At 66.1% G+C, this 24,491-nt stretch carries 26 protein-coding genes; 10 read left to right on the top strand and 16 right to left on the bottom strand.

Annotated features, from left to right (window positions below):
• The first annotated feature begins 46 nt into the window (after positions 1–46).
• Positions 47–496: an acetyltransferase gene (locus AC0KUR_RS23380; RefSeq protein ID WP_049032644.1), complete on the top strand. Its 450-nt coding sequence runs from the start codon at positions 47–49 to the stop codon at positions 494–496.
• 390 nt (positions 497–886) lie between these two features.
• Positions 887–1,504: a 3'-5' exonuclease gene (locus AC0KUR_RS23375; protein ID WP_049032646.1), complete on the top strand. Its 618-nt coding sequence runs from the start codon at positions 887–889 to the stop codon at positions 1,502–1,504.
• Positions 1,505–1,621: 117 nt separating this feature from the next.
• Here AC0KUR_RS23375 and AC0KUR_RS23370 read toward each other — a convergent pair whose 3' ends face one another.
• Positions 1,622–2,059, bottom strand: a complete 438-nt coding sequence (locus AC0KUR_RS23370; protein WP_221623295.1) for an ester cyclase — start codon at positions 2,057–2,059, stop codon at positions 1,622–1,624.
• Positions 2,060–2,218: 159 nt separating this feature from the next.
• Here AC0KUR_RS23370 and AC0KUR_RS23365 point away from each other — a divergent pair, with 159 nt between their 5' ends.
• Positions 2,219–2,782 carry a TetR/AcrR family transcriptional regulator gene (locus AC0KUR_RS23365; protein WP_124608938.1) on the top strand — a complete coding sequence of 188 codons (564 nt, stop codon included), beginning with the start codon at positions 2,219–2,221 and terminating at the stop codon, positions 2,780–2,782.
• A 264-nt stretch (positions 2,783–3,046) separates the two neighbouring features.
• Here AC0KUR_RS23365 and AC0KUR_RS23360 read toward each other — a convergent pair whose 3' ends face one another.
• Together AC0KUR_RS23360 and AC0KUR_RS23355 are read right to left on the bottom strand one after the other, a co-directional pair.
• Positions 3,047–4,204, bottom strand: coding sequence for an epoxide hydrolase family protein (locus tag AC0KUR_RS23360; protein ID WP_473376474.1), 1,158 nt, complete (start codon positions 4,202–4,204; stop codon positions 3,047–3,049).
• On the bottom strand, positions 4,201–5,130 hold the full coding sequence (locus AC0KUR_RS23355) for an NmrA family NAD(P)-binding protein (RefSeq protein WP_473376473.1): 930 nt from the start codon (positions 5,128–5,130) through the stop codon (positions 4,201–4,203). The genes AC0KUR_RS23360 and AC0KUR_RS23355 overlap by 4 nt, the downstream gene beginning before the upstream one ends.
• Before the next feature lie 117 nt (positions 5,131–5,247).
• Here AC0KUR_RS23355 and AC0KUR_RS23350 point away from each other — a divergent pair, with 117 nt between their 5' ends.
• Positions 5,248–6,144 (top strand): LysR family transcriptional regulator, encoded by an 897-nt coding sequence (locus tag AC0KUR_RS23350; RefSeq protein ID WP_473376472.1) that lies wholly within the window; start codon positions 5,248–5,250, stop codon positions 6,142–6,144.
• Between the two features lie 150 nt (positions 6,145–6,294).
• On the opposite strand, the gene guaA is transcribed toward AC0KUR_RS23350, so the two are convergent.
• The 3 genes from guaA to guaB all read right to left on the bottom strand — a co-directional run bounded on the left by guaA (position 6,295) and on the right by guaB (position 10,094).
• A complete protein-coding gene (gene guaA, locus AC0KUR_RS23345) occupies positions 6,295–7,914 on the bottom strand; it encodes a glutamine-hydrolyzing GMP synthase (protein ID WP_034188823.1) in 1,620 nt (539 codons plus the stop codon).
• A gap of 107 nt (positions 7,915–8,021) precedes the next feature.
• Positions 8,022–8,627, bottom strand: a complete 606-nt coding sequence (locus AC0KUR_RS23340; protein WP_034188824.1) for a hypothetical protein — start codon at positions 8,625–8,627, stop codon at positions 8,022–8,024.
• A 6-nt stretch (positions 8,628–8,633) separates the two neighbouring features.
• Entirely contained in the window at positions 8,634–10,094 is a 1,461-nt protein-coding gene (guaB, locus tag AC0KUR_RS23335; protein WP_034188825.1) for an IMP dehydrogenase, read from the bottom strand.
• 10 nt (positions 10,095–10,104) lie between these two features.
• Between guaB and AC0KUR_RS23330 the strand changes: the two genes are divergently transcribed.
• The gene (locus AC0KUR_RS23330) at positions 10,105–10,329 is read left to right on the top strand and encodes a hypothetical protein (protein ID WP_034188826.1); all 225 of its coding nucleotides are present in this window, start codon (positions 10,105–10,107) and stop codon (positions 10,327–10,329) included.
• Positions 10,330–10,371: 42 nt separating this feature from the next.
• Here the strand turns inward: AC0KUR_RS23330 and AC0KUR_RS23325 are convergent, their stop codons facing one another.
• Both AC0KUR_RS23325 and AC0KUR_RS23320 read right to left on the bottom strand, forming a co-directional pair.
• Entirely contained in the window at positions 10,372–11,175 is an 804-nt protein-coding gene (locus AC0KUR_RS23325; protein WP_473376471.1) for a DUF2182 domain-containing protein, read from the bottom strand.
• A gap of 30 nt (positions 11,176–11,205) precedes the next feature.
• Positions 11,206–11,970, bottom strand: coding sequence for a DUF899 domain-containing protein (locus AC0KUR_RS23320; protein WP_473376470.1), 765 nt, complete (start codon positions 11,968–11,970; stop codon positions 11,206–11,208).
• A gap of 113 nt (positions 11,971–12,083) precedes the next feature.
• On the opposite strand from AC0KUR_RS23320, the gene AC0KUR_RS23315 reads away from it, so the two are divergent.
• The 3 genes from AC0KUR_RS23315 (at position 12,084) to AC0KUR_RS23305 (ending at position 15,103) form a co-directional block, all read left to right on the top strand.
• The gene (locus AC0KUR_RS23315; RefSeq protein ID WP_124669730.1) at positions 12,084–13,304 is read left to right on the top strand and encodes a helix-turn-helix domain-containing protein; all 1,221 of its coding nucleotides are present in this window, start codon (positions 12,084–12,086) and stop codon (positions 13,302–13,304) included.
• Positions 13,305–13,335: 31 nt separating this feature from the next.
• Positions 13,336–14,022 carry a Vgb family protein gene (locus AC0KUR_RS23310; RefSeq protein ID WP_343727417.1) on the top strand — a complete coding sequence of 229 codons (687 nt, stop codon included), beginning with the start codon at positions 13,336–13,338 and terminating at the stop codon, positions 14,020–14,022.
• A gap of 115 nt (positions 14,023–14,137) precedes the next feature.
• On the top strand, positions 14,138–15,103 hold the full coding sequence (locus AC0KUR_RS23305; RefSeq protein WP_049030790.1) for a DMT family transporter: 966 nt from the start codon (positions 14,138–14,140) through the stop codon (positions 15,101–15,103).
• A 44-nt stretch (positions 15,104–15,147) separates the two neighbouring features.
• On the opposite strand, the gene AC0KUR_RS23300 is transcribed toward AC0KUR_RS23305, so the two are convergent.
• Both AC0KUR_RS23300 and AC0KUR_RS23295 read right to left on the bottom strand, forming a co-directional pair.
• The gene (locus AC0KUR_RS23300) at positions 15,148–15,471 is read right to left on the bottom strand and encodes an RnfH family protein (RefSeq protein WP_034188831.1); all 324 of its coding nucleotides are present in this window, start codon (positions 15,469–15,471) and stop codon (positions 15,148–15,150) included.
• Between the two features lie 4 nt (positions 15,472–15,475).
• Entirely contained in the window at positions 15,476–15,913 is a 438-nt protein-coding gene (locus AC0KUR_RS23295) for a type II toxin-antitoxin system RatA family toxin (protein ID WP_034188832.1), read from the bottom strand.
• Positions 15,914–16,011: 98 nt separating this feature from the next.
• On the opposite strand from AC0KUR_RS23295, the gene smpB reads away from it, so the two are divergent.
• Positions 16,012–16,458, top strand: coding sequence for an SsrA-binding protein SmpB (gene smpB, locus AC0KUR_RS23290; RefSeq protein ID WP_006478511.1), 447 nt, complete (start codon positions 16,012–16,014; stop codon positions 16,456–16,458).
• A gap of 155 nt (positions 16,459–16,613) precedes the next feature.
• Here the strand turns inward: smpB and AC0KUR_RS23285 are convergent, their stop codons facing one another.
• The 3 genes from AC0KUR_RS23285 to ppsA all read right to left on the bottom strand — a co-directional run bounded on the left by AC0KUR_RS23285 (position 16,614) and on the right by ppsA (position 20,608).
• Positions 16,614–17,543, bottom strand: a complete 930-nt coding sequence (locus AC0KUR_RS23285) for an SPFH domain-containing protein (RefSeq protein ID WP_473376469.1) — start codon at positions 17,541–17,543, stop codon at positions 16,614–16,616.
• Between the two features lie 33 nt (positions 17,544–17,576).
• On the bottom strand, positions 17,577–18,011 hold the full coding sequence (locus AC0KUR_RS23280) for an NfeD family protein (protein WP_473376513.1): 435 nt from the start codon (positions 18,009–18,011) through the stop codon (positions 17,577–17,579).
• 194 nt (positions 18,012–18,205) lie between these two features.
• Complete coding sequence (ppsA, locus tag AC0KUR_RS23275; RefSeq protein WP_059561843.1) at positions 18,206–20,608, bottom strand: phosphoenolpyruvate synthase; 2,403 nt, start codon at positions 20,606–20,608, stop codon at positions 18,206–18,208.
• A gap of 376 nt (positions 20,609–20,984) precedes the next feature.
• On the opposite strand from ppsA, the gene ppsR reads away from it, so the two are divergent.
• Positions 20,985–21,800 carry a posphoenolpyruvate synthetase regulatory kinase/phosphorylase PpsR gene (gene ppsR, locus AC0KUR_RS23270; protein WP_034188836.1) on the top strand — a complete coding sequence of 272 codons (816 nt, stop codon included), beginning with the start codon at positions 20,985–20,987 and terminating at the stop codon, positions 21,798–21,800.
• A gap of 100 nt (positions 21,801–21,900) precedes the next feature.
• On the opposite strand, the gene AC0KUR_RS23265 is transcribed toward ppsR, so the two are convergent.
• The 3 genes from AC0KUR_RS23265 to lpxB are packed head-to-tail and all read right to left on the bottom strand — an operon-like array spanning position 21,901 to position 24,490.
• Entirely contained in the window at positions 21,901–22,683 is a 783-nt protein-coding gene (locus tag AC0KUR_RS23265; RefSeq protein ID WP_049031460.1) for a TrmH family RNA methyltransferase, read from the bottom strand.
• On the bottom strand, positions 22,680–23,324 hold the full coding sequence (gene rnhB / locus AC0KUR_RS23260; RefSeq protein WP_473376468.1) for a ribonuclease HII: 645 nt from the start codon (positions 23,322–23,324) through the stop codon (positions 22,680–22,682). The genes AC0KUR_RS23265 and rnhB overlap by 4 nt, the downstream gene beginning before the upstream one ends.
• Positions 23,321–24,490 carry a lipid-A-disaccharide synthase gene (gene lpxB / locus AC0KUR_RS23255; protein WP_473376467.1) on the bottom strand — a complete coding sequence of 390 codons (1,170 nt, stop codon included), beginning with the start codon at positions 24,488–24,490 and terminating at the stop codon, positions 23,321–23,323. The genes rnhB and lpxB overlap by 4 nt, the downstream gene beginning before the upstream one ends.
• Position 24,491 lies beyond the last annotated feature (1 nt).

Below are 24,491 nucleotides of genomic sequence, written 5' to 3'. Positions count from 1 at the left end.
GCGGTGCGGGCTACCCGCCGGGCACCGGATCACAACCTATCCAATCATGATCAGAATTCGCCAATCCACCGAGGCAGACGGCACACGCGTGCTGGATATCTGGCGCCGTGCCGTCGACGCAACCCACCCCTTCCTGAGCGACGACGACCGCCGCGCCATCGAAGCCGAAGTCGTCACGTTCCTGCCGGCCGCGCCGCTCGACCTCGCTGTCGACGCGCACGATCGGCCGATCGGCTTCATGCTGCTCGACGGCAGTCACATGGAAGCGCTGTTCGTCGATCCCGCCCATCATGGGACGGGTGTCGGTCGGCGGCTTGTCGAAGCTGCGCTCGGGCGCCACCCCGATTTGACGACCGACGTCAACGAGCAGAACGAAGCGGCCACGGCATTCTACGAGCGGCTCGGGTTCGAGCGCTGCGGACGATCGGCCTGCGACGGACAAGGGCGGCCGTATCCGCTGATTCACCTTCGTTATCGCGGTAGCGAACGATCCTGAGCAGGATCGGGAACCGGTGCGACATCCATTCGCACGTTATCCGAGCGATGACATCTCGATTCCCGTTCGCGGCCCGCTGTCGGACGCCAATCGCGCCGATGCCATGTCGTTCTCGAGCGCAGGTAACGGATAGCCGCCGCGCTGGCAAGCCCGGATTTCCTGCCGTCATCCGATCTTGATCCGGATGGCCGAAGGTCCGGGTGAGCTTGCCGCGCGACGATCACGCGTGGAACAACGTCAGTCGGATCACGCCCCTGCATCGCAGCCAGTCACAAACGGTGCAATAGCGAGAACGCGCGTTTCTCGGGCCAAACGAGCCTATCTCCGCCCCGATGATGCTACTCTCTCGGCCAACCCAAACGTCACCCCATGAAGCAGCAGGATTCAACCATGCAGACCGTCGCGGTACTGGACTTCGAAACCACCGGGCTGTCGCCGAACATGGGCGACCGTGCGACCGAAATCGCCGTCATCCTTCTGCGTGACGGGCAGATCGTCGACCGCTTCCAGAGCCTGATGAATGCGGGCCGGCGCATCCCGTCCGATGTCGTCGCGCTCACCGGCATCACGAACGACATGATCGCGTCGGCACCGCCGGCGTCCGAAGTGATGAAGGAAGCCGCGGCGTTCGTCGGCAAGCATGCGGTCGTCGCCCACAACGCCGGTTTCGACAAACGCTTCTGGCAGTCGGAGCTCGGGCAGCTCGGCATGCCGGCCGAGCATGCGTTCGCCTGCACGATGCTGGTGGCGAGACGGATCTACCCGGACGCTCGCAGTCATCGCCTGTCGAGCCTGGTCGAGATGCTGCGGTTACCGAAATCGGGCCGCGCGCACCGGGCGATGGTCGATGCCGAAATGGCCGGCCATCTGTGGTGCCGATTGCAGCACGACATCGCCCGGACGTACGGGCTGGATCGCATCGATCACGCGCTGATGTCGCGGGTCCAGGCAACGAGCAAGGCGAAGGTGCCGACGTATCTGCGTTCGCTCGGGTGCGCGCACGCGTAGGCATCCGGTCGCGCCCGGTGACACGACGCGTCCCGTTCCACGCGATGCGTGAATGCAAAAACGGCTTGGCAAGCGCCAAGCCGTTTTTTTGCCCGGACGTGAACCCGACCCGGAAGCTTACGCAGGCTGCTTGGGCGGCTGGACGGCGCCGATCTGGATGAAGACCTCGAGGGTGTTGAGTTCGTCCCAGTGTTCGACGAAGCGGCCGTGTTCCACCCGCCAGATGTCGATCGAGCGCATGACGAAGGGCCTGCCGGTCGCGGGGTAGCCGAGAAGGTTGCCGGTGTGGGTGCCCTCGTAGCGATAGCGACCGACCACGCGGGAGCCGTCGGCCGACACGAAAACGTCCTCCGCGGTGACCTTCAGGTCGGGAACGCCCGCGATGATGGCCCCAAGTACCTTCTTGGAACCTTCCAGTCCGGGCTCAGCGAATGCGTTGTGGTTCACGTAGTTCGGGGCCTTGATCTCGTCGAGGCGCGATACATCGTGGTTGGACATGATCTCGGCAAAGAGGTAGCCGAGCCTGGTCAGATCAGGGGAGGTAGCGCTGGTCATGGATGAAGTCCTTTTGCGGTTAGGGGGTCACATCACTGCCTGCTTCGGAGCTCTATCTGAGCAAAAATATCTAGCAACGCTAGAATCATAGTCTAGCAATGCTATATCTTCAAGCATCGGTATAATTTCGGGTCAAAGAGGCTTTTGGGGGAATCAGTGATGGGGGTCGCCGAGCGCAAGAACAGGGACCGGGACGCACGCGAGCAGCGCATCACCGCAGCGGCCCGACAAATTGCGGAGGCAGAGGGCTGGAGCGCCGTTACCGTTCGCCGCCTGGCTGACGAGATCGAGTACAGCCAGCCCGTACTCTATTCGCACTTCAGGAACCGGGACGCGATCGTCGGCGCCGTTGCGCTCGAAGGCTTTCGGGAAATCAAGGCGGCGCTTCATCAAGCGGCGCAGCGATCAAACGATCCCCGCCAGGCGTGCGAAAGCGTTGCGATCGCCTATCTCGACTTCGCTCGCGACAATCCCGCGCTCTACGAGGCGATGTTCACGATGCCGACCGACTTGCTTTTCGCAGAAGCCGACACCAGGCCCGAACTGAGAGAAGCCTTCGAGGTGCTTGCCGCTGTCGTGCCGTCGAGTCTGAATGTCGACGTGGCGACGGAGACGTTTTGGGCAACCCTTCATGGGCTGGCTCAGCTCGAAAGCTCAGGCCGGATCAAGCACAGCACGCGGCTGGCGCGGGTAGCATTGGTTATTCGCGGCCTGTTCGGATGAGCGATCCTCCTGCTATTTCAGGCCGGTCCGATCAAGCCGTTCACGCCGCTCGGTTTGGACGGCGTGACAGTCCGCCAAAGGTGGCGGATGAAATTCGTGCGGCGCACCCCCTACGTTGATTGACGCACGATTGCGGCATCGGCCGGCCAGGAACCCACTGTTTCGTCTGCGTCCGCCGCAATCGTGTTCGCCGTCCAGGCTTTTGCGGCCGAGCTAAATCCCTTCCGAACAACGTTCGGAAGCAGATGGGCCATTGGCTCTTCTTTAACGGATGCTCGCAAATGTCGCGCGAATATCGCTTACCAGCGCATTCGGATTTTCCAACGCGGCGAAATGGCCACCCTGCTCGTGCTCGCCGAAGTGCCGCACATCGCGGTAGCGTCGTTCGATCCACCGCCGCGATTTTCGTACGTGTTCGCCAGCAAGCATGGTGAATCCAGACGGCACGGCAATGGGACGATCGATACGAGCCGCGGAGGACCAGCTGGATCGCTTCAGTTCCCAATACAGTCGTGCTGACGAAGCCGACGTATTGGGTATCCAGTACAACATGATGTCGTCGAGCATGTCGTCGAGCGTGAAGGAAGCTTCCGCGTTGCCCGCGGTGCCGCACGTGTCCTGGAACATCGCGTAAATCCACGCTGCCTGCGCAACCGGAGAATCCGCGAGCGCGTAGCCTATCGTCTGCGGTCGCGTCTGCTGCTGTTGAGCGTATCCGGATAGCGTGCTCCAGAAATACCGGGCACTGTCGAGCATGCCCTGCTCATCCGGCGTCGCGTCGCGCATTTCGTCCGGCGTGGGCATGAACATCGCGAAGTTCAGATGGATACCCATAAGCTCGGGGAGCGCCAGTGACGCGACTTCGTCCGTCACGCCTGCGCCAAGATCACCACCTTGCATGGCCCAACGGTCATAGCCCAGTCGGTGCATCAGTTGAACGTAAGCGCGCCCAATGCGCGACATGTCCCATCCGGGTTCATCAGGTTTGTCGGAAAAACCAAATCCCGGCATCGACGGAATGACGAGGTGAGACGCCTGCCTCGGATCGCCGCCATGTGCGGCGGGATTGCCGAGCGGCCCTATCACCTTGCGGAACTCAAGCACGGAACCGGGCCAACCATGCGCCATCAGCAATGGAACGGCATCGGGTTCAGGTGACCGAATGTGGAGGAAGTGGATGTCAAGGCCGTCAATGGTCGTCTTGAACTGCCCGAAGTCATTCAACATCGACTCGCAGCGACGCCAGTCGTAACCCTCTATCCAATGCGCGACCAGTGCCTGCAGCTTTGAAAGCCGCGGACCCTGACTCGTGTCATTGACGGTCTCAGGGTCGGGCCAGCGCACCCGCCGCAGTCGCTCGCGCAAATCGGACAATTCGTGCTCGGGCACATCGAGATGAAACGGCTTGATCAGATCACTCATGACTTGCTGCCTTTAGTTGCGTAGCGACGTTTCATGAAGTCGACGAGCGATGTCGGCCGCACCGCCGGATATCGGTCATTCGCGATGTCGCGCAAAGTCCCTTCGCCCGACATCATCGGTAGCAGATACTGGAGCGACAGCATCGCCGTCGGATGAGCACCGGCCTTCGCCATTCGCCGTAGTTCGGCGTATCCGTCCGCGATCGAGCCTCGACGAATCCGATGAAGCGCGCTGCCCGTCGCTGCCGCATAGTCACCTGCGATCTGGGCAATGGTGCGGCAGTCACCTGCCACGGACACCACCCGGTTGGCCGATGCCGGATCCTCGACGACCGCCACCGTCCAGGCCGCGACGTCGCTCATGGAAGTGAAATCGAGCGGCACCTCGTCGTCCCCCCAGTAAGTGATCGTGCCCGCGTTGGCATCGATCAGGCCGGGGTGGGAGAACACGGCCTCCATGAATCCACCGTTCAGGATGTGGGTATAGCCGATGCCACTCGGGGCGACCTTGCGATCGAAGGTCCGCCGCATGTCGAGGTAAGGGTTAATGCCTTCAGGAATCGAGAACAGGTTCTCCGAGAAGTCCGACGGGACGAATCGCCCGACGTTCGCCGCGAGCGCTGCATCGAGCAAACGGGACTGGCCGTCAATGATGGTGTCAGGTCCGCCCTGAACTGCCGAAATGACGGTACCGACGCCGGCACAGGCGTGCCTGAGGCTGAGCGGGTCGTCCAGATCCATATTGACGACGGTTACGCCGTTCGCTGCCCACCCCTTTGCACGATGGGCATGTTTGCCTGCTGAACCGCCGCGAACACCCGCACGGATCTCACTGGCGGGCCGCGCGCGAAGCAACGCATCAATGACCCTGCGCCCAAGATTGCCGGCGGCGCCGGCGACCAGATAGCTCGTTTGCGTGTTCTCCATGACTTCCTCGGTTCGTCATGACGCGCGGTGTACGCCGTTGAGAAGAAGTCTAGGTTGTTCCGGGTTTGAATATAAGATGGCTGAATCGCGACTCGCTGTTCCGGAAAACGATACGAAATGGATCAGGCCGACCTCATCATCTTTCTTCGATTAGCCGATAGCGGCAGCCTTTCCGGCACCGCACGGGCGCTGAAGACGCCCAAATCGTCCGTCAGCCGGGCACTCGTACGATTGGAGACGGAGATTGGATCAGCGCTCTTCGACCGGTCCACACGACATTTCCGGCTGACTGACGCGGGAAAACTGCTGCTGCCCTACGCGTCGCGGGCAGTTCAGGACCTGCAGGAAGCGCAGGCGATCATCGATGGCTACGCGGGAAAACCGCGCGGGCTTCTACGGATCAACACGACGCAATCGTTCGCGCAGGGACTCGTGGCGCCCATGCTGCCTGAATTTCTCGACCGCTATCCGGAACTCGCCGTGGAGCTGACCACGGACTCGAACTACGTCGACATTGCGCGCGACGGTATCGACGTAGCGGTGCGCGTCGGCACACTGCCTGACTCGTCGCTCATCGCTCGCAGGCTGCCACCCGTTGAATTGTGGTTATGCGCAAGTCCGTCCTACCTGGCGCGAGCGGGCGTTCCGATGGAGGCAGATGAACTTCACGGACATGCGCTCATCGTTCGGGAGGCGCCCACGAACTGGATTTTTCAGGATGGCAAAGCGGAATTGACCATACAGCCGCGTGGCAAGGCAATCATCCCGGACGCGGCTGCGCAGAAGATCGTTCTTGAAGGCGGCGGCGGGATTGGTTTTCTTCCAAGCTACCTCGCGGCTCCCGCCTTGACGGCGGGCACCCTGGTGCGGGTCCTTCCGTCATTGCGACGGGAACCCATCGAGCTTCACGCGTTGTATCCGACGCACCGCAGCATGTCGGCAAAGGTCCGGGCTTTCATCGATGCCCTTATTGGTCACCTTGATACGGTCAGGCTAACGTCCTCGCGCGACTAGCCAGCCGTCTCATGCGGTACCGTCATTCGTACCGCCCGAATGACCGGGATTGAGTGAAACAGGATGCGCGCTGAATCACTCAATCCCTTGACACAAAAGGCTCACGGTCGATTTTTGATACTGCTCGAGACGACGTGAGCCGATTGTGAATCACTCCCACTCGATCGTCGCCGGCGGCTTGCCCGAAATGTCGTACACCACGCGATTGATCCCGCGCACCTCGTTGATGATCCGGTTCGACGCACGGCCGAGCAGCGCGTACGGCAGGTGCGCCCAGTGCGCGGTCATGAAGTCGGTCGTCTGCACCGCGCGCAGCGACGTCACGTAGTCGTACGTGCGGCCATCGCCCATCACGCCGACCGACTTGACCGGCAGGAACACCGCGAATGCCTGGCTCGTCAGGTCGTACCAGCTCTTGCCGACATCGGCTTCGCCGCACAGGCCGGCCGCCGCGTCCTGCGCGGTCGCGGTCGTGTTGCGCAGTTCCTCGATGAAGATCGCGTCCGCGCGGCGCAGCAGGTCCGCATACTCGCGCTTCACTTCGCCGAGAATCCGCACGCCGAGGCCCGGGCCCGGGAACGGATGGCGGTACACCATCTCCGGCGGCAGGCCGAGCGCGACGCCCAGCTCGCGCACTTCGTCCTTGAACAGGTCGCGCAGCGGTTCGAGCAGCTTCAGGCCGAGCGTTTCCGGCAGGCCGCCGACGTTGTGGTGGCTCTTGATCGTCGTTGCCTTCTTCGTCTTCGTGCCGCCCGATTCGACCACGTCCGGGTAGATCGTGCCCTGCGCGAGCCACTTCGCCTTCGACAGCTTCTTCGCCTCGGCCTGGAACACCTCGACGAACTCGCGGCCGATGATCTTGCGCTTCGCTTCCGGATCGGTCACGCCGGCCAGGTGGCCGAGGAACTGGTCGGACGCATCGACGTGCACGACCTTCGCATGCAGGCGGCCCTCGAACATGTCGAGCACCATCTTGCCTTCGTTCAGGCGCAGCAGGCCGTGGTCGACGAACACGCAGGTGAGCTGGTCGCCGATCGCGCGGTGAATCAGCGCGGCCGCGACGCTCGAATCGACGCCGCCCGACAGGCCGAGAATCACTTCCTCGTCACCGACCTGCTCGCGGATCTTCGCGACGGCTTCCTCGATGTGGTTCTTCATGATCCAGTCGGGCTTCGCGCCGGCGATCTGCAGCACGAAGCGTTCGATGATCTGGCGGCCCTTCACCGTGTGCGTGACTTCCGGGTGGAACTGCACCGCATAGTAGCCGCGCGCCTCGTCGGCCATGCCGGCGATCGGGCAGCTCGGCGTCGACGCCATCAGCGCGAAGCCCGGCGGCAGCTCGGCAACCTTGTCGCCGTGGCTCATCCAGACCTTCAGCATCCCGTGGCCTTCGGCCGTCGTGAAATCCTCGATGCCGTCGAGCAGGCGCGTATGGCCGTGCGCACGCATTTCCGCGTAGCCGAATTCGCGATGGTCGCTCCACTCGACCTTGCCGCCGAGCTGCACGGCCATCGTCTGCATGCCGTAGCAGATGCCGAGCACCGGCACGCCGAGATCCCACACGGCCTGCGGCGCGCGCAGCTGATGGTCTTCGTACGTGCTCGCGTGGCTGCCCGACAGGATCACCGCCTTCGGCGCGAACTCGCGGACGAAGTCGTCGGACACATCGTTCGGGTGGATTTCGCAGTAGACGTGCGCTTCACGCACGCGCCGCGCAATCAGTTGGGTGACTTGCGAACCGAAGTCGAGAATCAGGATTTTGTCGTGCATGGCTGCGGACGGGATGAAGAGAATAAGAAAAGCAGCGCATCGAGCGCTGCGTCAAAAGCATGGACAGCGGCGTCGGGCGGCAGGCGGCTCGCGCGACGCATCGCCGGTCAATCCTGCATCGGCGGGCGTTCGTCGAGTGCGACGCCGCCGGACGATCGACTGGAACCGGATGACGCCGGCGACGATGCTTCGGGTGCCGCGGGACGGCCGACGACGGGCTCCACGCGCTGCGGTGCGGGCGACGCCGCCGGCGCCATCGCCGGCTCGGCCGGACGCTGGGCCGGTGCGCGTGCCTCGAGCGCCTGCGCCTTCTCCCGCCGGCGCACGGCCGCTGCGATCCGCACGCCGCCGAGGCCGAGCACGATCAGCGCGACGCCGGCCACGACCGACAGCACCCTGCCGGCGGCCGCCAGCGCGGGACCGCTGCCGGCGCCGAGCGACCAGACGATCGTCAGCACGCCGGTCAGCCAGTACACGTGGCCGACCGACCGCGCCACCGGCGCCGTGAGGTCACCGTTGAACGCCGCATGAAACGCGAGCCACGCGAGCCCGAGCAACGCGATGCCGAACGCCTGGCCAAGCATGACCGGCTGGATGTTCTGCAACTGCAGCGCGTTGAACAGCGACTGCCAGGGCGTCAGCACGAACAGCACGCCGAACGCCAGCAGCAGCACGGCATCGAGGATCAGCACGGCTCGCAGCAGCGGTTTCATCGGCGATCAGTCCACGTGGTAGTTCGGCGCTTCCTTCGTGATCTGCACGTCGTGCACATGCGACTCGCGCATGCCCGCCGCGGTGATCTGGACGAATTCGGCCTTGTCGTGCAGCTCGTCGATCGTGCGGCAGCCGCAGTAGCCCATGCTGGCGCGCACGCCGCCGACCAGCTGGAACAGGATCGCGTTGACCGAACCCTTGTACGCGACGCGGCCTTCGATGCCTTCCGGCACGAGCTTGTCGATGTTCGCCGAGTTGTCCTGGAAGTAGCGGTCCGCCGCACCGTCCTTCATCGCGCCGACCGAACCCATGCCGCGGTACGACTTGTACTGGCGGCCCTGGTACAGGAACACGTCGCCCGGCGCCTCTTCGGTGCCCGCGAACATGCTGCCCATCATCACCGCGTTCGCGCCGGCCGCGAGAGCCTTGGACACGTCGCCCGAGAAACGCACGCCGCCGTCGGCGATGCACGGCACGCCGGTACCCTTCAGCGCATCCGCGACGTTCGCGATCGCGCTGATCTGCGGCACGCCGACCCCCGCGACGATCCGCGTCGTGCAGATCGAGCCCGGGCCGATACCGACCTTGACCGCGTCCGCGCCGTATTCGACCAGCGCCTTCGCGGCGGCGGCCGTCGCGATGTTGCCGCCGATCACCTCGACGTGCGGGAAGTTCTGCTTGACCCAGCGCACGCGCTCGAGCACGCCCTTGCTGTGACCGTGCGCGGTATCGACGACGATCACGTCGACGCCGGCCTGCACCAGCAGCTCGACACGCTCTTCGTTGTCCGGGCCGACACCGACCGCCGCGCCAGCGCGCAGCTTGCCATGTTCGTCCTTGCACGCGTCCGGGTGCTCGGTCTGCTTCGTGATGTCCTTGACGGTCATCAGGCCGCGCAGTTCGAACGCGTCGTTGACGACCAGCACGCGCTCGAGGCGGTGGCTGTGCATTAGCGCCTTCGCTTCGGCGAGCGGCGTGCCTTCCTTGACCGTGACGAGGCGCTCGCGCGGCGTCATGATCGACTTGACCGGTTCGTCGAGGCGCGTTTCGAAGCGCAGGTCGCGGTTCGTGACGATCCCGACGAGCTGCGGGCCTTCGACGACCGGGAAACCCGAGATGCCATGCTGGCGCGACAGCGCGATCACGTCGCGCACCTTCATTTGCGGCGGCACGGTGATCGGGTCGCGGACGACGCCCGACTCGAAACGCTTGACCTTCGCGACTTCGCGGGCCTGTTCGGCCGGCGTGAGGTTCTTGTGGACGATACCGACGCCACCCTGCTGTGCCATCGCGATCGCGAGGCGACCTTCGGTGACCGTGTCCATCGCGGCGGACACGAGCGGCATGTTCAGGGAGATGTTGCGGGTCAGCTTGGTCTTGAGGCTGGTGTCGCGCGGGAGAACGTCGGAGAAGGCGGGAACGAGGAGCACGTCATCGAAAGTGAGTGCTTTTTGGATCAGACGCATGGCAAATCCTATGGGCGCAAAAGCGAATTATACGCGAAGCGCCGTGAATTTTCACAACACGAACAACGGCTTAGCCGGTTTCGGCCGTTCGGGGGCCGAATCGTTCGGATCGCCGTTCGGTTCGTTTTCGATCGCCTTTCGTTTCACCGCCGCATCGAACGATTCGCGCAACGGCCGGCAAAACGGCCGTCCCGCCTGTTGTGAGCAGGCCACGCGGCGGTCGCCGCCGCGCTGAAGCGAGGCCGGCGACGTGTCGAGGCGACCTGTCTGCCATGTGTTACAGCAGCCCTGCCGCGCGCGCGATCATCGCGATGCCGCCGCCGACCGCCGCGCAGCCGGCGATCCGCGCCACGCGCCAACTGGCCGGCGCAAGGCGCTCGGCGGCGATGGCGACCGTCACGGCGGCCATGACGCGCAAGTCCATCATGCCGGCCGCCAGCGCGACCACCATCAGGTTCCCGCAACAGGCGCTGCAGTGCCTGGCGGCCCGCACGCCAAACCGCCAGGCTGCGCCGGCAACAACCGGCGGCCGGTGCGTGTCGCCTGCCGCGTGCCGGCAGCACGCCAGCCGCCGCGCCTTCCACGTGGTGAATTGCAGCATGCCCGCGGCTAATACGACCGCACCGGCCGCGAACGGCAGTGCACGCGCCAGCACCGGCAGCCGCGCGGCGGCGGCCGTCAGCGCCGCGCCAGCCGGAAACACGAGGGCCCCGAGCGCCATCCACACCGAGAAATACCCGACGCCCGCGACGACGACAAGCCAGGCCGAACGCGCCGTGGCCAGCGGGCCGACGCGCCGTGCATATCGCCAGAGCGTCGGCGCCAGCACCGGCAGCATCATCGCCACCGTCATCGCTCCCCACATTCCGGCGAACGCCGCGAACGCGTGCCCGGCGCCCCGCCCGCACGGCCGCAGCCATGCGGCCGAAGCCATCCAGCCGCCGGCCATCGGTTCGCTGCCCATCGCGGCCATCGACGCGTGCTGCGCGAGGGTCGCCATGACCGCGACGACGAACACGACGGCGACCACCCCACCGAATGCCCGCGGATCGGGGCCGGTGTCGCCGGTCGGCGGTCGCATCGTCGCACGCCTCGTCCGTCGCCGGCCCGCTCAGCCGCGCGCGTACTCGTCGTGGCGGCGCCACCACGGGCCGGCCTCGTTGCGCCCGCGCGGCGCGCGATCGAGCCACTGGTACATCCCCCACAGCCCGTCGAGCCCGCGCGCATAGGTCGAATACGTGTGATAGACGGCGCCGTCCTCGCGCACGAACGCGCTCATCCCCGGCCGGTCGAGCGAATAGGTGCGCGCGTCGGTGCCGCACGTCGCCGCGAACTGCACGACGGGCGCCGGCGGCGGATCCATGTCCATCGCGTGGCCGGCCCGCGCGTAGTTGTATTCGACGTCGCCCGCGCGCTGCTGCGTTTCGGTGAACGACACGTTGAAATCGAAGTTGAAATCGCTGCCGACCGACGACGCCCACGGGAAGGCCCACCCCATCCGCTCGCGGTAGGCGAGCAGCTTCGCGAGCGGGGCGCGCGACACGGCCGCAAGCGTCACGTCGTGGTGCACGAGATGCACGGCAAAACCGTCGAAGCCGTCGGCAAGCGCCGAGCACGACGGACAGCCGGCCTTGTAGTCGGGGCCGAACATGAAGTGATAGACGAGCAGTTGCGAGCGGCCGCGAAACAGGTCGTCGAGCGTCGCCTGCCCGTCTTCGGTGTCGAACCGGTAGGTCTTGTCGACACGCACCCACGGCAACGCCTGGCGCCGCCGCGCGAGTTCGTCGCTTTGCCGCGTCAGCGCCTTTTCGGCATCGAGCAAGGCGCGGCGCTCGGCCAGCCATTCGTCGCGTGTTCCGGTGAGATGGGTCGTCATTGCGGGGTCCTCCTTCGGTGGGTATCCGGGCACGGCGGACGGCGCCGTGTGCGTGGTGCTAGATTAGTGGCGGACATCGGACCGGAGGGAGTGACAAGTGTGTCGGGATTCGGATGGATTCGCTGATCACCGCGGCCGCGCGCGCGCTCGCGGCCGGTGACGCGCTCGGCGCGCTGAACCGCGTCGCGCTGCGCGACGATGCGCCGGCGCTCGCGCTGCGCGGCATCGCGATGGCGCAGCTCGGCGATTTCGAGCGCGCGCGCACCCTCGTGCGCAGCGCCGCCCGCGCATTCGGCACGAAGGAAGCCGTCGCACGCGCGCGCTGCGTCGTCGCGGAAGCGGAGATCGCCCTCGCGTCGCGCGACTTGCGCTGGCCGACGCGCGCACTCGATGCGGCCTGCGCGACGCTCGACGCGCACGGCGACCGCGCGAATGCCGCGCATGCACGCTATCTCGGCGTACGCCGACTGCTGCTGATCGGCCATGTCGACGACGCCGAGCGGCTGCTCGCGCATCTCGATCCCGCGCCGCTGCCGTCCGCGTCGCGCGCCGCCCATGAACTGATCGCGGCCGGCATCGCGATGCGCCGCCTCCGCACGCACGCGGCCCGCGCGGCGCTCGCCCGGGCACGCGCGGCCGCCCGCGACGCCGGTATCGCCGCGCTGACGGCCGAGGTCGACACCGCCGCCCGCGTGCTCGACGCACCGGCCGCGCGACTCATCGCACGCGGCACGTCGCGGCTCGTGCCGCTCGACGAAGTCGAGACGCTGTTCGCGTCGAACTCGCTCGTCGTCGACGCGTGCCGCCACACCGTGCGCGATGCGCGCACGACCGTGTCGCTCGCGCGCCGCCCCGTGCTGTTCGTGCTCGCCCGCGCGCTCGGCGAAGCCTGGCCGGCCGACGTGTCGCGCAATGCGCTCGTGGCCGCCGCATTCCGCGCCAAACAGGCGGACGAATCGCATCGCGCGCGGCTGCGCGTCGAGATCGGCCGGCTGCGCGCGGTGCTGCGCCCGCTCGCGAACGTCGTCGCGACACCGCGCGGCTTTGCGCTCGAACCGCTCGGCGTACGCGAGACCGTCGTCCTCGCACGCCCGGTCGACGATCGCCACGCGGCCGTCCTCGCGCTGCTCGCCGACGGCGAAGCGTGGTCGAGTTCCGCGCTGGCGCTCGCGCTCGGCGCGAGCCAGCGCACCGTGCAACGCGCGCTCGACACGCTCGCGGAGGCCGGCAAGGTGCAGGCGCTCGGCCGCGGCCGCGCGCGCCGCTGGATGACGCCGCCGCTGCCCGGATTCGCGACGACCTTGTTACTCCCGGCGCCGCTGCCGGGCGATTAGGATGGCCGCATCGAACGACGAGGGGACGAACATGAAACGCTCCACGGCAGAGATCATTCGCGAATACGGCCCGTTTCCGGGCGTCGACGGCGTGCACGGCGTCACGTTCGACGGACGGCACGTGTGGTACGCGTCCGGCGACAAGCTGAATGCGCTCGATCCCGAGCGCGGCACGACCGTGCGCTCGCTCGACGTTGCCGCGCATGCAGGCACGGCGTTCGACGGCCGCCACCTGTTCCAGATCGTCGAGGACCGCATCGAGAAGCTCGATCCCGAATCGGGTCGCGTGCTCGCGACGATCCCGGCCCCCGGCGGCGGCGCCGACTCGGGGCTCGCGTGGGCCGAAGGCACGCTGTGGGTCGGCCAGTACCGCGAACGCAAGATTCATCAGATCGATCCGGAATCGGGCGCCGTGCTGCGCACGATCGAATCGAACCGCTTCGTCACCGGCGTGACGTGGGTCGACGGCGAGCTGTGGCACGGCACGTGGGAAGCCGACCAGAGCGACCTGCGGCACGTCGACCCGCACACGGGCCAGGTCCTCGAACAGGTCGACATGCCGGCTGGCGTCGGCGTATCGGGGCTCGAATCCGACGGCCGCGACCGCTTCTACTGCGGCGGCGGCAACAGCGGCACGCTGCGCGCCGTGCGGCGCCCGGCACGCGCGCGTGCAGCGGGCGACGGCGCGCCCGCCTCGCCCGATCCGACCGAGGGCTGATTCGCTGCCGCCGGCCGACGCGCCGCGCCCCATGCCGAGTGCAGGAATGAACAAGACACCGCCGCGACGGCGTCGCTAAGATGCGCGCACATCAGTCATTCGTTCGGAGCGGTCGATGCAGCGCGGCGTGGTTTACGGTGTCCTGGCAGGCGCCCTGTGGGGCATGGTGTTTCTCGTTCCGCGGCTGCTGACCGACTTCTCGCCGCTGCTGCTGAGCGCCGGCCGCTACGCGATGTACGGCCTCGTGTCGCTCGCGGCCGCCCTGCCCGCCGCCCGCTCGCTGCTCGCGCGGCTGACCCGCGAAGACCTCGTCGCGCTGGTAAGGCTCGCCGTCATCGGCAACGTCGCGTATTACATGCTGCTGTCCGGCGCCGTGCATCTGATCGGTATCGCGCCCAGCTCGCTGATCGTCGGCGTGCTGCCCGTGACCGTCACGCTCGCGGGCCTCGGCGACCACGGCGCCGTGCCGCTGCGGCGGCTCGCCGCCCCGCTCGCGCTGGTGATCGCGGGCATCGCCTGCATCAACGTCGACCTGTTCACGTCCGAAGCCGCGCATGCGACCACCCTCGGCCAGAAACTCGCCGGCATCGCCTGCGCGGCCGGCGCGCTCGCCAGCTGGACCTGGTACGCGGTCGCGAACGCACGCTACCTGCAGCGCCATCATCATTTCGACGGCAACGAATGGTCGGTGCTATGGGGTGTCGTGACGGGCCTGATCGGCGCGCTCTGCTGGATCGCAATCCTCGCGCTGCCCGCCGGCACGGTGCAGGCGGCCGTCCCGGCGTCGCGCTGGCAGCTGTTCTGGCTGCTGAATCTCGGGCTCGCGATCGGCGCGTCGTGGCTCGGCAACGGCCTGTGGAATGCGGCGTCGAAGCGCTTGCCGCTCACGCTGTCGGGACAGCTGATCGTGTTCGAAACCGTGTTCGCGATGCTGTACGCGTTCGTGTACGACCAGCGGATGCCGCACGCCCTCGAAATCACCGCGCTCGTGCTGCTGCTCGCCGGCGTGTACGGCTCGGTGCGGCAGCACGGCGACACGCCGGGCAGCGCGCCGACAAACGCAAACGCCGCGGCCCACTGAGCGCGCCGCGGCGTGCGATCAGGCGAATCGGAACGAAAAACGCGTCAGCGCGCGTCCTTGTGCATCCACTTGCGGCCCTCGATCGAGCCGTCGCGGCGGGACTTGTCGACGCGCCGCTGACGCGCCAGCTTCGGGTCGACGATCAGCGGGCGGTAGATCTCGACGCGATCGTGATCGGCGAGCGGCGCGTCGAGCGGCGCGAGCTTGCCGTACACGCCGGTCTTCGCGTGCGCGAGATCGATCTCCGGATGCAGCGCAAGCACGCCGCTCGCGTCGATCGCCGAGCGTACGGTCGCGCCTTCGGGCAGCGACAGCGGAATCAGCGTCTGGCGGTCCGGCAGCGCATAGCAGACTTCGATCGACAGCATCGCGTCACCCCTTCCCGTAGCGCTGGTCCGCGCGCTTCACGAACGAATCGACGAACGTGTTCGCGATGTGGCTGAACACGGGCCCGATGATCTTTTCGAGCAGGATGCTCGAAAATTCGTAATGCAGCGCGAATTCGATCTTGCACGCATCGGCGCGCAGCGCGGTGAAGCGCCACGAGCCCGTGAACTTCTTGAATGGGCCGTCCGTGAACTCCATGTCGATCCGCGTCGGGCGCTGCTGCGTGTTGCGCGTCGCGAAATGCTGCTTGATGCCCTTGAAGTTGATGTCGATGCGCGCTTCCATCCCGCTCTCGTCCTGACGGCGAATCTCGACACCGCCGCACCAGGGCAGGAAATTGGGGTAGTCGGCCACGTCGGTGACGAGGTCGAACATCTGTTCCGCCGAATGGCGGATCAATACGGTTTTTTGGACATCTGCCATAAATCGCGCGGCATCGCTTGAGGTGGGAACGCAAGCCGGGCGATTCCCGCCCCGCTTTGCTAAAATCGTGATTTTAAACGAGTTGGGCCGATCCTTTCATGAGCATCATCGACAACAGGAAAGCGCACTTCGATTATCACATCGAGGAACGCTACGAGGCGGGGCTCGTGCTGGAGGGCTGGGAAGTCAAGGCGCTGCGCGCCGGGCGCGGCCAGATCAAGGAAGGCTACGTCGTGGTGAAGAACGCCGAGATCTTCCTGATCGGTACCCATATCAGCCCGCTGCCCGAAGCCTCGACGCACATCAAGCCCGACCCGGTTCGCACGCGCAAGCTGCTGCTGCACCGCGAGGAAATCAAGAAACTGATCGGCAAGGTCGAGCAGCGCGGCTACACGCTCGTGCCGCTGAACTTCCACTACAAGGGTGGTCGCGTGAAGTGCGACATCGCGCTCGCGAAGGGCAAGAAGTTGCACGACAAGCGCGAAACCGAGAAAAAGCGCGACTGGGAACGCGAAAAGGCACGCATCATGCGCGCCGGCACCTGACGCGCGCGACCCGCCACGCAAACGACACGGCCCGCTCGAAGCGGGCCGTGTTGCTTTGGGCGATCTGATTCCTGCCTGCCGGTCGCCCGGCTGCGCGACGATTCGCCGCACGCCGATCGCACGCGGCGGCCGCCTGGGCCGCGGTTGCGCGCGGTTCAGCCCTTCACGGGCGTCGATGCTTTCTTGACGATCGTCAGCGCCGACGAGATCGCCGTACCGAGGTCCGACAGGTTCGACGGCACGATCAGCGTGTTGCCCTGCTTCGCGAGATTCGAGAACGCGTTCACATACTGCTCGGCGACCTTCAGGTTCACCGCATCCATCCCGCCTTGCGACTGGATCGCATTCGCGATCTTCTGGATCGCCTGCGCGTTTGCCTCGGCCACCGCCAGGATCGCGGCGGCCTCGCCCTGCGCCTGGTTGATCGCGGCCTGCCGCTCGCCTTCGGACTTCTGGATGGCCGCTTCACGCGCGCCCGACGCGAGGTTGATCTGCTCCTGCTTGCGGCCTTCCGAAGCGGCGATCAGCGCGCGCTTCTCGCGCTCCGCGGTGATCTGCGCCTGCATCGCGTGCAGGATTTCCTTCGGCGGCGTCAGGTCCTTGATCTCGTAGCGCAGCACCTTCACGCCCCAGTTCGCCGCGGCCTGGTCGAGCGCCGACACGATGTTGTGATTGATGAAGTCGCGCTCCTCGAACGTCTTGTCGAGTTCGAGCTTGCCGACCACCGAGCGCAGCGTGGTTTGCGCGAGCTGCGTGATCGCGAGCACGAAGTTGCTCGACCCGTACGACGCCTTCATCGGATCGGTCACCTGGAAGTACAGCACGCCGTCGACCTGCAGCTGCGTGTTGTCGCGCGTGATGCAGACCTGACTCGGCACGTCGAGCGGAATTTCCTTCAGCACGTGCCGGTACGCGATGCGATCGACGAACGGCAGCACGATGTTCAGGCCGGGCGACAGCGTCGCGTGATAGCGCCCGAAGCGCTCCAGCACCCATGCATGCTGCTGCGGCACGATCTTCACCGTCTTCGACACGATCACGATCGCGATGACGAGCAGGACAACCCAGATGATCAGCGAATCCATGAAGTATTCCCTCCTTGTTGTATCAGCGGACGATCAGCCCGCGGGTTTCGCCACGACCACGAGACAATTGCCGCGCACGGCGCTCACCTGATAGACGTGCGCATCGTCGCGCTCGCCGTGCGCGAGCTCGACATCCCAGTCGGCGCCGCGATACTGCACGCGCGCGCGGCGGTCGTGCCACGCGTCGACCGTGACGGTCGAGCCGATATCGAGATTGACGTCGGGATTCGTCGACGTGTCGCGCTTCTGCTTGCGGCCGAGCCCCGAACGGCGCAGCGCGATCATCGCGACGATCGCGACCGCGGCCGCCGCGCCGAACTGCACGTGCGGCGCGAAACCGGCCAGCTGCAGCAACCCGCCCGCGAGAAAGCCGAGCGCGATCATCAGCAGATAGAACGTACCGGTCAGCAACTCGGCGACGACCAGCACGCCCACCGCGACCCACCAGAACAGATGCCCCGACATGATTGTGGTCTCCTCGAAAACGCCCCCCGCGCTTGCTCTCGCTCGCTACTCCCCGCGGGGGCGGCCCGGCGTGTACCTGTACCGACAAACAAAAACACCCCGGTGATTACCGGGGTGTTTATAGCATGAACCTTGCATTTTGCCTTCATCGAAGAAGCGACGTTGCCGCTCCTTCGCCGAAGATGCATTACCGGGCGTTACTTCCGGTTCGCGGCGAGCGCTTGCCACGTGTCGATGATCGTGTCCGGGTTCAGCGAGATCGACACGATGCCTTCGTCGGTCAGCCACTGCGCGAAGTCCGGGTGATCGGACGGGCCCTGGCCGCAGATACCGACGTACTTGCCCATCTTGCGGCAGGTATCGATCGCACGCTTGAGCAGGAACTTGACGGCCGGGTCGCGTTCGTCGAAGTCGACGGCCAGCAGTTCCATGCCCGAGTCGCGGTCGAGGCCGAGCGTGAGCTGCGTGAGGTCGTTCGAGCCGATCGAGAAACCGTCGAAGTGCTCCAGGAACTCTTCGGCGAGGATCGCGTTGGTCGGAACTTCGCACATCATCACGAGGCGCAGGCCGTTTTCGCCGCGCTTCAGGCCGAACTTCTCGAGCAGGCCGACGACACGCTCCGCCTGCTTCACGGTCCGCACGAACGGCACCATGATCTCGACGTTGGTCAGGCCCATCTCGTCGCGCACGCGCTTCAGTGCACGGCACTCCATCTCGAACGCCTGCGCGAAGTCCTCGGCGATGTAACGCGACGCGCCGCGGAAGCCCAGCATCGGGTTTTCCTCGTCCGGCTCGTAACGCGAACCGCCGATCAGCTTCTTGTACTCGTTCGACTTGAAGTCGGACAGGCGCACGATCACGGGCTTCGGATAGAACGCCGCCGCGATCGTCGCGACGCCTTCGGTCAGCTTGTCGACGTAGAACTGACGCGGCGATGCGTGACCGCGCGCGACGCTCTCGACCGCCTTCTTCAGGTCCTGGTCGATGTTCGGGTACTCGAGAATCGCCTTCGGGTGAACGCCGATGTTGTTGTTGATGATGAACTCGAGACGCGCGAGACCCACGCCGCCGTTCGGCAGTTGCGAGAAATCGAACGCGAGCTGCGGGTTGCCGACGTTCATCATGATCTTGACCGGGATTTCCGGCAGTTCGCCGCGCTGCACTTCCGTGACTTCCGTCTCGAGCAGGCCGTCGTAGATCTTGCCTTCGTCGCCTTCCGCGCACGATACCGTGACGAGCGCGCCGTCCTTCAGCACGTCGGTCGCGTCGCCGCAGCCGACGACTGCCGGCACGCCGAGCTCACGCGCGATGATCGCCGCGTGGCAGGTACGGCCGCCGCGGTTCGTGACGATCGCGGCCGCACGCTTCATCACCGGCTCCCAGTTCGGGTCGGTCATGTCGGCCACCAGCACGTCGCCCGGCTGCACGCGTTCCATTTCCGACGGATCCTGGATCACGCGCACGGGGCCCGCGCCAATCTTCTGACCGATCGCACGGCCCGTCGCCAGCACCTGCGACTGGCCCTTCAGCTTGAAGCGCTGCTCGGCCTTGCCGGTTGCCTGGCTCTTCACCGTTTCCGGACGTGCCTGCAGGATGAAGATCTTGCCGTCGCGGCCGTCCTTGCCCCACTCGATGTCCATCGGACGCTGGTAGTGCTTCTCGATGATGACCGCGTACTTCGCCAGCTCGATCACGTCCTCGTCGGTGATCGAGTAGCGGTTGCGCTGTTCGTGCGGCACGTCGACCGTCTTCACGCGGCCCGGCTCGCCCGGCTGCGTGAATTCCATCTTGATCAGCTTCGAGCCGATCGAGCGGCGGATGATCGGGTATTTGTCCTGGGCGAGCGTCGTCTTGAACACGTAGAACTCGTCCGGGTTCACCGCGCCCTGCACGACGGTTTCGCCCAGGCCGTAGCTCGACGTGATGAACACGGCGTCCTTGAAGCCCGATTCGGTGTCGATCGTGAACATCACGCCGGCGGCGCCGACGTCCGAGCGGACCATGCGCTGCACGCCGGCCGACAGCGCGACTTCCGCGTGCGTGAAGCCCTTGTGCACGCGGTACGAGATCGCGCGGTCGTTGTACAGCGACGCGAACACGTGCTTCATGCGGTCGAGCACGTCCTCGATGCCGACGACGTTCAGGTAGGACTCCTGCTGACCGGCGAACGATGCGTCGGGCAGGTCTTCCGCGGTCGCGGACGAACGCACGGCGAACGACAGTTCGCTCGGCGAGCCGTTCTTGAGGATGTCGAACTGCGCGCGGATTTCTTCCTCGAGGCGCGCCTGCAGCGGTGCGTCGACGATCCACTTGCGGATCTCGGCACCGGCTTCGGCGAGCGCCTTCACGTCGTCGATGTCGAGGGACTCGAGACGCTTGGCGATACGATCGGTGAGGTCGTTGTGCTTGAGGAAATCGCGGAACGCGAGCGCGGTCGTGGCGAAACCGGTGGGTACGCGAACGCCTGCTTCGGAAAGCTGGCTGATCATCTCGCCGAGCGACGCATTCTTGCCGCCCACGATCTCCACATCGGTCATCCGCAACTGCTCGAACGGAATTACATACGCCTGGTCCTTTGCGACGTTTGCTGCGTTAGTCATACAAGCCCCTAAGTGTGAAAAAAATGCTCGATCGCGCAAGTGGGCTCGAACGCGGGCGCTTGCAAAAAGGCGCGGCGCGTCTTGCGCAACCTGTTAGATAAACACTCGCAGCGGCGGAAAATATTCCGACCCGATTTGCAAAAATCCCGGCAGAAGGGCGATATATGCAGACAAATCGCCAGACTTGCCGGGAATTCTGGAATCCAGCGGTCAAGCCGCGGGCGCCGTTCGCGCCCTGCCCCCGCAATTGCTTATCCAACAGGTTGCCGCTATTCTACCGTGCCGGCTGCCGGATGTGGCGCGACCTTGTCACTGGGTCTGGAGGCGCGCCTCCAGCCGCCCGCGCAACCGCCCTTCACGCTCGACGTCCAGATTCATGCTGCCTACCGTATTCATCGTCTCCGACGGCACCGGGATCACTGCCGAAACCTTCGCGCACTCGATCCTCTCCCAGTTCGACCAGAAATTCCGTCTCGTGCGCGTGCCGTTCGTCGACTCGCCCGACAAGGCCTATGCGACCGTCGAGAAGATCAACGAGGCCGCCGTGCACGATGGCCGCCGCGCGATCGTGTTCACGACGCTCGTCGACAGCGAATCGAACGACATCGTCAAGCGCTCGAACGCGCTCGTGCTCGACATGTTCCAGCGCTTCGTCGAACCGCTCGAGCAGGAACTGGAGCTCAAGTCGAGCCACGCGATGGGCCGCGGCCACCAGAATGCGGACACCGAGGAGTACAAGACGCGGATCGAGGCGATCAACTTCTCGCTCGCGCACGACGACGGCCAGTCGAACCGCAACCTGTCGGAAGCCGACGTGATCCTCGTCGGCGTGTCGCGCAGCGGCAAGACGCCGACGAGCCTGTACCTTGCGATGCAGTACGGCGTGAAGGCGGCAAACTATCCGCTGATTCCGGAGGATTTCGAGCGCGGCAAGCTGCCGTCGGCACTCTCCCCGCACCGCGAGAAGCTGTTCGGGCTGTCGATCGACCCGCAGCGCCTGTCGGAGATCCGCAACGAGCGCCGTCCCGGCAGCAAGTACGCGGCCCCCGAGAATTGCCGCTACGAGATCAACGAGGCCGAGGCGATGATGCGTCGCGAGGGGATCAAGTGGCTGTCGTCGACGCACAAGTCGATCGAGGAAATCGCGACGACGATCCTGCAGGAAATCCGTCTCGACCGGCAGTCGTACTGAGCACCGGCGCACGGGCGGCCGCATGGCCGCCGCCGGAAACGGCAAGGCCGCGTCGAACGCGGCCTTTTTTCGTCGTGCGGCGCTTGGCGCGCGCCGTGCGTCAGGCAGGCCGCTGCTGGCGCACCTGCTCGAACAGGCACACCGCGGCCGCCGCTGCGACGTTCAGCGACTCCATTCCGCCCGGCTGCGGAATCGTCACGCGATGCGTGGCCGCGTCGCGCCAGAACGCCGACACGCCGGCGCCCTCGTTGCCGAACACCCAGGCAACCGGCCCCGACAGGTTGCAGTCGTAGACCGCCTGCGCGCCGTGCGAGTCGGTCAGCGCGACCGGCACGTCGAGCCGTTCGGCGAGCGCGGCAGCGTCGACATCCTCGTGGATCGACAGCAGGAAATGAGCGCCCATGCCCGAGCGCAGCACCTTCGACGACCACGCGTATGCCGTTCCCGGCGCACAGAACACGTGGCGCACGCCGGCCGCCGCCGCGCTGCGCAGGATCGAGCCGACGTTGCCGGCATCCTGCACGCCGTCGAGCACGATCGACGTATGCGCGACGCGCGCGGGCAGCGGATGTTCGGGCCGGTCGACGAGCAGCAGGAAGCCGACGCCGTTGACGACGTTCGACAACTGGCCGAACAGTGCGTCGGGCAGCGTGACGACCCGCTGCGCGTCGATACGCGCGACGATCGTCTGCGCTTCCGCGTGGCCGAGCGCGCCCTCGGTCGTCACGCACAGCTCGGGCGTCGCGCCCGTATCGAGGTACGCGCTCGCGAGATGGAAGCCTTCGAGCAGCGCCTGGCCGCTGCGGCGCTGATGGGGCGTCGAACCCGCCAGCGCCTTCAGGCGCTTGTACAACGGGTTGTCGCGGGAAGTAATGCTTTTCATCGAATCAGGTCGAGTGCCGCACGCACCGGTGCGAAAGTGCGTCGATGCGCTTCGCACGGGCCGTGCTCGCGCAGTGCGGCAAGGTGTTTCGCGGTGCCGTAGCCCGCATGCACGTTGAAACCGTACACCGGGTAGCGTTCGTGCAGGTCGACGAGCATGCGGTCGCGCGTGACCTTCGCGAGGATCGACGCGGCCGAGATGCTCGGCACGAGCGCATCGCCGCTGACGATCGCCTCGGCCCGCACGGTCAGCGTCGGGCAGCGGTTGCCGTCGATCTGCGCGAGCGTCGGCAGGACCGACAGGCCCTCCACGGCCCGCTTCATCGCGAGCATCGTCGCGTGCAGGATGTTCAGCGTGTCGATCTCGTCGACGCTCGCCGACGCCACGCAATACGCGCGCGAACGCGTGACGATCAGCTCGTACAGCGCATCGCGCTTCTTCGCGGACAGCGCCTTCGAATCGTCGAGCCCGTCGATCGGCTGCGCCGGATCGAGAATCACCGCGGCGGCCACCACCGGCCCGGCGAGCGGGCCGCGGCCGGCTTCGTCGACGCCGCAGACGATCTCGTCGGGGCGGCTGAAGTCGAAACCGCCCTGCACGTCGATCGACGCGCGCCTGCGTGGGACGCGTACTGCGGTCATGCGCGCCCCTTGCGATGTTCAAGCACGCGCACGACGGCTTCGGCCGCCTTCACGGCCGTATTCTGCCGCAGCGAAAGATGCATTTCGGTAAACACTTCGGTCAGCGTGCGACGGTTCGCATCGTCGCGCAACTGCGTGAGCGTCGCATCGGCGAGCGCCTCGGGCGTCGCGAAATGCTGCAGCAGCTCGGGCACGACGAACCGCCCCGCCAGGATGTTCGGCAAGCCGACGTACGGCAGGTAGCCCTGCCGGCGCATGATCTGCCCGGTCAGCCAGGGCACCTTGTACGAGATCACCATCGGCTTCTTCAGCAGCGCGGCTTCCAGCGTGACGGTGCCGCTCTTCACGAGGATCGCGTCGGCGGCCGTCATCGCCACCTGCGAGCGGCCGTCGGTGATCGTCAGCGCGAGTTGCGGATGCGCATCGACGAGCGGCTGCAGCAGTTCGCGCAGGGCGGGCGTCGCCGCCGGCATCACGAACCGCACGCCGGGCTCGCGCTGCTGCATCAGCGCCATCGCCGCGCAGAAGGTCGGGCCGATCAGCGCGATCTCGGAGCGCCGGCTGCCCGGCAGCACCGCGATCACGGGGCCGTCCGCGGGCAGCCCCAGTGCGATGCGCGCGCCGTGCGTGTCGGGTTCGAGCGGAATCTCGTCGGCCAGCGGATGGCCGACATAGGTCGATGCGACACCGGCCTTGTCGAGGATCGCCGGCTCGAACGGGAACAGGCACAGCATGTGGTCGACGGACTTGGCGATCTTCTTGATCCGGCCGCCGCGCCATGCCCAGATCGACGGGCACACGAAGTGGATCGACGGAATGCCCGCGTCGCGCGCGGCCTGTTCGACGTTGAAGTTGAAGTCGGGCGCGTCGACGCCGATGAACGCGTCAGGCCGCTCGGCGAGCAGCTGGCGCTTCAGTTCGCCGCGAATCCGCAGGATCTCGGGAATCTGGCCGAGCGCCTCGACATAACCGCGCACGGTCAGCTTGTCCATCTGCCAGTGCGAGTCGAAGCCGTGCGCGATCATCCGCTGCCCGCCGATCCCGTAATACTGGGCCGATTCGGGCAGCCGCTCGCGCAGCCCGCCGAGCAGCGACGCCCCGAGCAGGTCGCCCGACGGCTCGCCGGCCACCATCGCGAGCCGGAGCTGATTGGTCGGAAGCGGCATC

This window comes from Burkholderia sp. YHN3-13 (genome assembly GCF_055810675.1).
This window is presented reverse-complemented; position numbering and strand designations above follow the sequence as displayed.

What these genes read in the sequence shown, in the direction of transcription:
- AC0KUR_RS23380 (WP_049032644.1), top strand. Translation starts at nt 47, where the DNA reads ATGATCAGAATTCGCCAATCCACCGAGGCAGACGGCACACGCGTGCTG.
- AC0KUR_RS23375 (WP_049032646.1), top strand. Translation starts at nt 887, where the DNA reads ATGCAGACCGTCGCGGTACTGGACTTCGAAACCACCGGGCTGTCGCCG.
- AC0KUR_RS23370 (WP_221623295.1), bottom strand. Translation starts at nt 2,059, where the DNA reads ATGACCAGCGCTACCTCCCCTGATCTGACCAGGCTCGGCTACCTCTTT.
- AC0KUR_RS23365 (WP_124608938.1), top strand. Translation starts at nt 2,219, where the DNA reads ATGGGGGTCGCCGAGCGCAAGAACAGGGACCGGGACGCACGCGAGCAG.
- AC0KUR_RS23360 (WP_473376474.1), bottom strand. Translation starts at nt 4,204, where the DNA reads ATGAGTGATCTGATCAAGCCGTTTCATCTCGATGTGCCCGAGCACGAA.
- AC0KUR_RS23355 (WP_473376473.1), bottom strand. Translation starts at nt 5,130, where the DNA reads ATGGAGAACACGCAAACGAGCTATCTGGTCGCCGGCGCCGCCGGCAAT.
- AC0KUR_RS23350 (WP_473376472.1), top strand. Translation starts at nt 5,248, where the DNA reads ATGGATCAGGCCGACCTCATCATCTTTCTTCGATTAGCCGATAGCGGC.
- guaA (WP_034188823.1), bottom strand. Translation starts at nt 7,914, where the DNA reads ATGCACGACAAAATCCTGATTCTCGACTTCGGTTCGCAAGTCACCCAA.
- AC0KUR_RS23340 (WP_034188824.1), bottom strand. Translation starts at nt 8,627, where the DNA reads ATGAAACCGCTGCTGCGAGCCGTGCTGATCCTCGATGCCGTGCTGCTG.
- guaB (WP_034188825.1), bottom strand. Translation starts at nt 10,094, where the DNA reads ATGCGTCTGATCCAAAAAGCACTCACTTTCGATGACGTGCTCCTCGTT.
- AC0KUR_RS23330 (WP_034188826.1), top strand. Translation starts at nt 10,105, where the DNA reads ATGGGCGCAAAAGCGAATTATACGCGAAGCGCCGTGAATTTTCACAAC.
- AC0KUR_RS23325 (WP_473376471.1), bottom strand. Translation starts at nt 11,175, where the DNA reads ATGCGACCGCCGACCGGCGACACCGGCCCCGATCCGCGGGCATTCGGT.
- AC0KUR_RS23320 (WP_473376470.1), bottom strand. Translation starts at nt 11,970, where the DNA reads ATGACGACCCATCTCACCGGAACACGCGACGAATGGCTGGCCGAGCGC.
- AC0KUR_RS23315 (WP_124669730.1), top strand. Translation starts at nt 12,084, where the DNA reads ATGGATTCGCTGATCACCGCGGCCGCGCGCGCGCTCGCGGCCGGTGAC.
- AC0KUR_RS23310 (WP_343727417.1), top strand. Translation starts at nt 13,336, where the DNA reads ATGAAACGCTCCACGGCAGAGATCATTCGCGAATACGGCCCGTTTCCG.
- AC0KUR_RS23305 (WP_049030790.1), top strand. Translation starts at nt 14,138, where the DNA reads ATGCAGCGCGGCGTGGTTTACGGTGTCCTGGCAGGCGCCCTGTGGGGC.
- AC0KUR_RS23300 (WP_034188831.1), bottom strand. Translation starts at nt 15,471, where the DNA reads ATGCTGTCGATCGAAGTCTGCTATGCGCTGCCGGACCGCCAGACGCTG.
- AC0KUR_RS23295 (WP_034188832.1), bottom strand. Translation starts at nt 15,913, where the DNA reads ATGGCAGATGTCCAAAAAACCGTATTGATCCGCCATTCGGCGGAACAG.
- smpB (WP_006478511.1), top strand. Translation starts at nt 16,012, where the DNA reads ATGAGCATCATCGACAACAGGAAAGCGCACTTCGATTATCACATCGAG.
- AC0KUR_RS23285 (WP_473376469.1), bottom strand. Translation starts at nt 17,543, where the DNA reads ATGGATTCGCTGATCATCTGGGTTGTCCTGCTCGTCATCGCGATCGTG.
- ppsA (WP_059561843.1), bottom strand. Translation starts at nt 20,608, where the DNA reads ATGACTAACGCAGCAAACGTCGCAAAGGACCAGGCGTATGTAATTCCG.
- ppsR (WP_034188836.1), top strand. Translation starts at nt 20,985, where the DNA reads ATGCTGCCTACCGTATTCATCGTCTCCGACGGCACCGGGATCACTGCC.
- AC0KUR_RS23265 (WP_049031460.1), bottom strand. Translation starts at nt 22,683, where the DNA reads ATGAAAAGCATTACTTCCCGCGACAACCCGTTGTACAAGCGCCTGAAG.
- rnhB (WP_473376468.1), bottom strand. Translation starts at nt 23,324, where the DNA reads ATGACCGCAGTACGCGTCCCACGCAGGCGCGCGTCGATCGACGTGCAG.
- lpxB (WP_473376467.1), bottom strand. Translation starts at nt 24,490, where the DNA reads ATGCCGCTTCCGACCAATCAGCTCCGGCTCGCGATGGTGGCCGGCGAG.